2 protein-coding genes and 1 pseudogene are annotated in these 1,889 nt (G+C 68.7%); 2 read left to right on the forward strand and 1 reads right to left on the reverse strand.

Annotation, left to right across the window (positions count from 1 at the left end; translation table 11 throughout):
* On the reverse strand, positions 1-485 hold a 485-nt coding region (locus ADBZ5U_RS16090; RefSeq protein ID WP_526811875.1), incomplete at its 3' end, for a GtrA family protein.
* Between the two features lie 97 nt (positions 486-582).
* Between ADBZ5U_RS16090 and ADBZ5U_RS16095 the strand changes: the two genes are divergently transcribed.
* Entirely contained in the window at positions 583-1,773 is a 1,191-nt protein-coding gene (locus ADBZ5U_RS16095) for a 5-(carboxyamino)imidazole ribonucleotide synthase (protein WP_526811877.1), read from the forward strand.
* A gap of 16 nt (positions 1,774-1,789) precedes the next feature.
* Positions 1,790-1,889, forward strand: a pseudogene (locus ADBZ5U_RS16100) (5-(carboxyamino)imidazole ribonucleotide mutase); the annotation flags it as partial.

Genomic DNA, 1,889 nt, shown 5'->3' on the forward strand with positions numbered 1-1,889 from the left:
CCCAACTGGTCGGGGAACACCCAGCGCCGGAACGCCCAGAACCGGAACGCCATCTGCATCAGGTTGCCGATGAGGTAGGCCGCCAGGAAGTCGGAGATGTTCTCCACTGCCAGCGACACGTGCGGCGTCTGCAGATGCAGCACATAACGGGAGACCCACAGCGGCGCCATGCTCAGCACCACTCCGACTGCGCTGACCCCGAAGAACAACAAAGCCTCGTGGTGGCGCTCCCGGCCGCCGCGGTCCCGGAAGCTCCACTCCCGGTTGAGGATGTAGGACGCGATCACCGCGACCACACCGGCGATCACCTTGGCGGTGACCGGCTTGGGTTCGAGGATGGTGAGTTTCAGGGTGAAGAAAATCGCAGAGTCGATGACGAACGTGGTGGCGCCCACGATCGCGAACTTGATCAGCTCGTGATGCCGCTCGGCGATGGGCCGGATCGGACCGGGCAACCGGGCGATCGTGGCGTCTGCGAAGGACATAACGGCGAATTCTACGGACGATCACCGGGTTGGCAGTAGCTTCGCAGGTCAACCGCCTCGGCGAACGGGCCGGGCGACGACGTGCCACGATGATCCGATGCCGAGTGGATCAGTGGGCGGCGCCAGACCTCTGGTGGCCATGGTGGGAGGCGGCCAGCTGGCCAGGATGACCCATCAGGCGGCTATCCCGCTCGGGCAGACCCTGCGGGTGCTGGCGGTGAGTCCCGATGACCCGGCCGCCCAGGTCAGCCCGGACGTCGTCGTCGGCTCGCACACCGACCTCGAGGCGCTGCGCCGCGCCGCGCAAGGGGCCACCGCGCTGACCTTCGACCATGAGCACGTTCCCGGTGATCTGCTGCACACCCTGGTCGCCGAGGGTGTGACGGTGCTGCCGCCACCGGAGGCGCTGGTGTACGCCCAGGACAAGCTGCTGATGCGGCGGCGGTTGTCCGGGCTCGGTGCGCCGGTGCCGCGGTTTCGTGAGGTGACCGACGTCGACGACGTCGACGCCTTCGCCGCCGAGGTGGGCGGCCCCCCGACGGCCGGAGTGGTGGTCAAGACGGTCCGCGGCGGCTACGACGGGCGCGGGGTGGTGCTGGCCGACGACCTCGCGCAGGCCCGGGAGGCGGTGGCCGGATACCTCGCCGCCGGTGTGCCGGTTCTGCTGGAGGAGCGGGTGGCGATGCGCCGCGAACTGGCGGTGCTGGTGGCCCGCTCGCCGTACGGACAGGGGGCCGCCTGGCCGGTGGTGGAAACCGTTCAGCGGCAGGGGATCTGCGTCACGGTGCTGGCCCCGGCCCCCGGTCTGTCCGAGGACGTGGCCGCACAGGCCGAGCAACTCGGCTTGCGGATCGCTCACGAACTGGGCGTGGTCGGGGTGCTGGCCGTCGAATTGTTCGAGACCGACCTTGGTGCGCTGGTGGTCAACGAACTGGCCATGCGGCCGCACAACTCCGGGCACTGGACCCAGAATGGTTCGGTGACAAGCCAATTCGAGCAGCATCTGCGAGCGGTGCTGGACTATCCGTTGGGCGACACCCGGTCGCTGGCTCCGGTGACGGTGATGGCCAACGTGCTCGGCGCCGAGAACCCTCCGGCGATGGGCATGGATGAACGGGTCCACCATCTGTTCGGCCGCATTCCCGACGCGCACGTGCATCTGTACGGCAAGCAGGAACGTCCGGGCCGCAAGATCGGACACGTCAACGTCCTGGGCGACGACATGCAGTCGGTGCGGGAACGCGCCGAACGCGCGGCACACTGGTTGTCGCACGCGGAATGGGGATAGGTGAGTGGGTGGAGATATGGCTGACGCGGTGAACCCCGGCGGCGCGCCGCGGGTGGCGGTGATCATGGGCAGCGACAGCGACTGGCCGGTGATGCAGGCCGCCGCCGAGGCGCTGG

The organism is Mycobacterium sp. (assembly GCF_040398885.1).
Taxonomy (GTDB): domain Bacteria; phylum Actinomycetota; class Actinomycetes; order Mycobacteriales; family Mycobacteriaceae; genus Mycobacterium.

Bases quoted from the DNA above. Each gene is read 5' to 3' on its own strand.
- ADBZ5U_RS16095 (WP_526811877.1), top strand. From the start codon at position 583: ATGCCGAGTGGATCAGTGGGCGGCGCCAGACCTCTGGTGGCCATGGTG.